Raw genomic sequence first — 4859 nt, forward strand, 5'->3', positions numbered from 1 at the left:
CCACCGACGTGCAGGTTTACTTTTGCGATCCGCAAAGCCCTTGGCAACGTGGCACCAACGAAAACACTAACGGTTTGCTCAGGCAGTACTTTCCCAATGGAACGGATCTTTCCGCTCACTCGCAAGCAGCATTGAACAAGAATGCACTACGCTTGAATCAACGGCCCAGAGAAACCTTGGGCTTCAGAACGCCGGCCGAGAGGCTGAGCGCCGCTGTTGCATCGACCGGTTGAGCTCGCCCTGCCAATTCTTTAAGAATCTGCTGCTGCGTGAGTGGATCTTTTTTCCTAAGGGTTTCAGCGAGTCCGGCGAGCAGGGTGCTCCAGACCGGAAGATCTGCATGCGCCGAAACTCCTGCTCCAGTGAACATCACATGACGTCCCTTGGTTGAAAAGAAGTCATCTAGGGCATTCTGTATGTCGGCTATCGTCATGATCTGTGTTCGGCCGTTGTCATGTAAAAACACTACTCTTTTGAGTGCCGCGCAGGCAATAGCGGGCGTCGTCGTATTCGTCCCTGGTTACCAGTCGATTTACGGCGAAACAAAGGGGACGGAAGAATTTTCCGCTTGAATCCGCGCGCCTAATCGAAACCATCCGCAAAGATCATGTCGTCGCCGATCAGCCGGCAGTTGGAGAACTCCGACGTGATCAGCGCAGGCACCGGGGCGGTGGTCGAGAAGCCGCGCGCGACGGCGGTGACGTAGCGGCCCGCGGGCAGGAACGGCGTGATCTTCACGAAGCTGCCATGGCCGAGCGCGTCGGTGGTGACGTTGACGAAGGTCGTCGGCATCGGGGTCTGGCCGCCGCCGGATCCGCCGGCGTCGCAGGTGTCGTTGAGGAAGAAGCGGATCTCGTAGGTGCTGTTCGGCACGGCTTCCAGCAAGCCGTCGATGTGGCCGGTGGTGCTGCCGACGTCCGGTGCGGCGGAGATGATCGTCGGCCGGTTCAGCAGTTCGTTGGGTCCGGTGTCGGGGTCGCCGTCGTCGTTCGCGTTCACGCCCGCAGGCGCGAGGTCGAGCGCGAGGCCGCCGTTGTGCGCGCTGGACAGGTTGCCGGCGTCCACGATCGCGAAACCGTCGACGAACACGCCCGCACCGGCGTTGTTGGCGAGCGCCGCCGCCGTCGGCGCGTACAGGAACCGGGCGCCGACGCTCACGCCGGTGGCGAGGTTCGCGACGAGCACGCCATGGCCGCCGTTGCCGAACGCCTGGCCGGCGATGCCGATGCCGATGCCATTGCCGATCACCGACGTTCCAGGGAACGGGCTGTCGAGCACGGCGACGCCGTCGCTCGCATTGGCGCTGATCAGGTTGTCGACGATCTGCACGTCGCTGCTGTTCGCGTCCATCGTGATGCCGCGCCCCGCGTTGGGCAGTGCCGCCGCGCCGGTCGCGTCGAGGCCGATATAGTTGTTGCGGATCACGTGGCCTTGCGAAAGGCCGGTGTTCACGTCGGCCGAGGTCGAGAAGATGCGGATGGCATCGGCGCCATTGCCGGCGATCACGTTGCGCGACTGCGGGCGCGGATCGACCGGGCCGCCGTTCGCGACGACCTGGTCGCCGACGATGTTCACGCGGCTGCTGGTACCGAACACCAGCGCGGGTCGCGATAGCGCGATGCCGTTGCCGAGCGGTTGCGTGCCGGTCACGTCGGTGCCGATGTAGTTGCCCTGGATCAGCACGCCGCCACTAAGGCAAGCTTCGCCGACCGGGCAGGTTTCTTCGCCCATCGAGATCGCGGCGCCGGCAAAGCGGTTGATGACGAGCCCGCGGAATGTGCTCGTGTTGCCCGAGCACAGCCCCGAGCCGGGAATGCCCGCGCCGACGACGAAGGCGTCGGTGGGCCCGGCGAGGCTGCCGTCGAGTTCGATCGCGATCACCGCGTTGCTGCCGGTCAGCGCAGTGTTCTCGCTGGAACCCGGTTGCGAGTAGCCCTCGAACGCGATCGGGATGTTGATCTTCGGCAACGGCGACAGCGGCCTGATCGTGTGCGGTCCACTGCCGGGAATCGCGAACGTGATGGTGTGCCCGGCGCACTGCGTGCCACCGGTGGACTGCTGCGCGTTGGCATCGAGCATCGCCTGGCGCAGGCTGCCGGTGCCGGAGTCCGCGGTGTTCGACACGGTATAGGTATTGGCGAAGGCGGAGGCCGAGAGCATCGTGGCCACCACCCTGGCGAGCGCGCGCGACGCTTGCGATGACGGTCCACGGAACGGGAGCCGAATCCTTGCTGCGTTCATCTGCATCTCCTGTGGGCGAGCGAGGAGCGGCGCGGGCGAGGCCTGCCGGCAAGCCGTCCTCGCCACAGCATAGCGGGTTGCCGCCTGATCCATCGGCCGCCCGTGGACAAAGGCGACCGAGGAATTGCCCGTTGGGTTTAAGGCGGATCGACGAGGGAATCGCGCTTCGCATGACGCGAGCGTGACGCTCACTCGGGTCAATGCACGATGTCGATTCGCGGCCTGCTCGTACGTCGTCGTGATCAAGAAGGCGGCAACGGCACATCCACGCGGCGCACCTGCGCGATGCGCCGCGGGCGGCCTGCGTTTACCATCCCCCTCCTTGTCGCTCGCGAGGTCCTGCATGCAACCCGTCACCACCCCCGCGTCGCCCGAACCCGTCCTGCCGCGCACGCTGTTCGGCCAACTGCGCGAGGCGATCCGCGGCACGCAGGCGGACTACACGAAGATTCCGCTGCGCCGCGCGGTGTTCCTGCTCGCGGTGCCGATGGTGCTCGAGCTCGTGCTGGAATCGACCTTCGCGGTCGTCGACATCTTCTTCGTCGCACGGCTCGGGCCCTCGGCGGTCGCGACGGTCGGCTTGACCGAGAGTTATCTCTTCCTGCTGTACGCGGTCGCGATGGGGCTCGCGATGGCGGTCACCGCCGTGGTCGCGCGCCGCATCGGCGAGGGCAAGCCGGAAGAGGCTGCGGTGACCGCGGTGCAGGCGATCATCGTCGCGGTGCTCGCGTCGCTGCTGCCGGCGATCGTCGGCATCCTGTATGCGCCGGACCTGCTGCGGCTCATGGGTGGCGATGAATGGGCGATCCAGCACGGGTATCGCTACGCGCGCTGGATGCTCGGCGGCAACGCGGTGATCATGCTGCTGTTCGTCATCAACGCGATCTTCCGCGGCGCGGGCGATGCGGCGATCGCGATGCGCGTGCTGTGGCTGTCTAACGGCCTCAACATCGTGCTGTGCCCGCTGCTGATCTTCGGCGTCGGGCCCTTCCCCGAGTGGGGCATCGAGGGCGCGGCGATCGCGACCAACATCGGTCGCGGCACCGGCGTGCTGGTGCAGCTGTGGGTGCTGCTGCGCGGCGGCCAGCACATCCGCGTGCTCGCCTCGCACCTGCGCTGGCAGGGCGCGGTGCTGTGGAACATCGTGCGCACGTCGCTCGGCGGCGTCGGCCAGATGATCGTCGCGATGACGTCGTGGATCTTCCTCATGCGCATCCTCGCCAGCGTCGGCAGCGAGGCGGTCGCTGGCGCGACGATCGCGATCCGCTTCATGATGTTCACGATGATGCCCGCGTGGGGCATGTCCAACGCGGCGGCGACCCTGGTCGGGCAGAACCTCGGCGCGCAGCAGCCGGATCGCGCGGAGGCGTCGGTGTGGCAGATCGGCCGCTACAACATGGCGTACCTGCTGCTCGTCTCGCTCGCGTACTTCTTCCTGCCGCGGCAGATCGTCGGCGTGTTCACCGACGACCCGACGGTGGTGCTCGTCGGTGCCGAGGGGTTGCGGATCCTCTCCTATGCGCTGTTCGTGTACGGCTGGTGGATGGTCAGCGTGCAGGCGTTCAACGGCGCCGGCGACACCATGACGCCGACCTGGATCAACGTGGTGTTCTTCTGGCTGATCCAGATTCCGCTCGCGTGGTGGCTCGCGCTGCACCTCGGTTGGCAGGAGAGGGGCGTGTTCTGGGCCGTGTTCGTCTCGGAAACCTCGGTCGGCCTGTTCACGCTCTGGCTGTTCTCGCGCGGGGGATGGAAGCTCGCGCGCGTGTAGGGAGCGCGATACCGCCTGGTCGCGGCGAGCCGAACGCCCGCCGCGCCCAGCCGAGGCGCATGCCCGTGACGTTCTGCACGCGCGCACGCGCGCATGCGCCATCATGATCGCCGCGCGCCTTCGCGCCCGCTGCGGATCCGACATGCCCGTTACCGCCTTCACGCGCCGGCGATTCCTCGGTGTCACCGCCCTGGCGGCGGCGACGCCTGCGATCGCTTCCACGACCGCGCCCGCGAGGGCAGCGGCTGATGCCGGAACCGGCGGCGCCATCCTGGTCCTGCGCCCGACCCGCGTGTTCAAGGTCAAGGACCGCAGCCACGAAAACACCGAAAGCTGGATCGTCTCGATCGCGGTGCAGACGCCGGGCCCTGCGACGCTGGAGCCGATCGCGCTCGACGTCGAACTCGCGAAGGACGATCTCGTACTGCGCAGTGCGCACTACGGCAAGCAAGCGTTCGCCGCGATGACGTATCGATCGAGCTTCGCGCCGAAACTGCCGGACGGCCGCGAGCCGCCGACACCGCTGCACTGGCCGCTGTTCCTGCGCCTTCGCCATACCGAACCCGCAGCGTTCGGCACCAACCGGATGACGGTCGCGGCGACGCTCAGGGACGAGCACGGTCGCACGGTCGCGGCGCGCATCGTCGTGCCGATCGAAATCTACACGCAGGCGACGTCACTCGTATTTCCATTCAAGGGCAAGGGCGTCGTGCTGCAGGCGGGCGCCGCGAACGGCGGTCATCGCAATCGCAGCGGGCAATTCGCGATCGATGCGATGGGCACCGATGCGGCGTGGTCCGTGTGCGCGCCGGGCGACGGCAAGACGAACAGCGACTACCCCGGTTGG

General features: G+C 66.7%; 5 protein-coding genes. 3 read left to right on the forward strand and 2 right to left on the reverse strand.

Annotation, left to right across the window (positions count from 1 at the left end):
- Positions 1 to 233, forward strand: a 233-nt coding sequence (locus tag ACTHK2_RS17215; RefSeq protein ID WP_440246969.1) for an IS30 family transposase, incomplete at its 5' end; no start/stop codon positions are given.
- Here the strand turns inward: ACTHK2_RS17215 and ACTHK2_RS17220 are convergent.
- Both ACTHK2_RS17220 and ACTHK2_RS17225 read right to left on the reverse strand, forming a co-directional pair.
- A complete protein-coding gene (locus ACTHK2_RS17220; protein WP_440246973.1) occupies positions 158 to 433 on the reverse strand; it encodes a hypothetical protein in 276 nt (91 codons plus the stop codon). The two genes, ACTHK2_RS17215 and ACTHK2_RS17220, sit on opposite strands and share 76 nt — an antisense overlap.
- A 149-nt stretch (positions 434 to 582) precedes the next feature.
- The gene (locus tag ACTHK2_RS17225; RefSeq protein WP_440246970.1) at positions 583 to 2160 is read right to left on the reverse strand and encodes a hypothetical protein; all 1578 of its coding nucleotides are present in this window, start codon (positions 2158 to 2160) and stop codon (positions 583 to 585) included.
- A 424-nt stretch (positions 2161 to 2584) separates the two neighbouring features.
- On the opposite strand from ACTHK2_RS17225, the gene ACTHK2_RS17230 reads away from it, so the two are divergent.
- Positions 2585 to 4012 carry an MATE family efflux transporter gene (locus ACTHK2_RS17230; RefSeq protein WP_440246971.1) on the forward strand — a complete coding sequence of 476 codons (1428 nt, stop codon included), beginning with the start codon at positions 2585 to 2587 and terminating at the stop codon, positions 4010 to 4012.
- A gap of 142 nt (positions 4013 to 4154) precedes the next feature.
- The coding region (locus ACTHK2_RS17235) for a hypothetical protein (protein ID WP_440246972.1) at positions 4155 to 4859 on the forward strand (705 nt) is incomplete at its 3' end.

The sequence above is a fragment of the Dokdonella sp. genome (assembly GCF_051958935.1).
Lineage (GTDB): Bacteria > Pseudomonadota > Gammaproteobacteria > Xanthomonadales > Rhodanobacteraceae > Dokdonella_A.

What these genes read in the sequence shown, in the direction of transcription:
- ACTHK2_RS17220 (WP_440246973.1), bottom strand. Translation starts at nt 433, where the DNA reads ATGACGATAGCCGACATACAGAATGCCCTAGATGACTTCTTTTCAACC.
- ACTHK2_RS17225 (WP_440246970.1), bottom strand. Translation starts at nt 2,160, where the DNA reads ATGCTCTCGGCCTCCGCCTTCGCCAATACCTATACCGTGTCGAACACC.
- ACTHK2_RS17230 (WP_440246971.1), top strand. Translation starts at nt 2,585, where the DNA reads ATGCAACCCGTCACCACCCCCGCGTCGCCCGAACCCGTCCTGCCGCGC.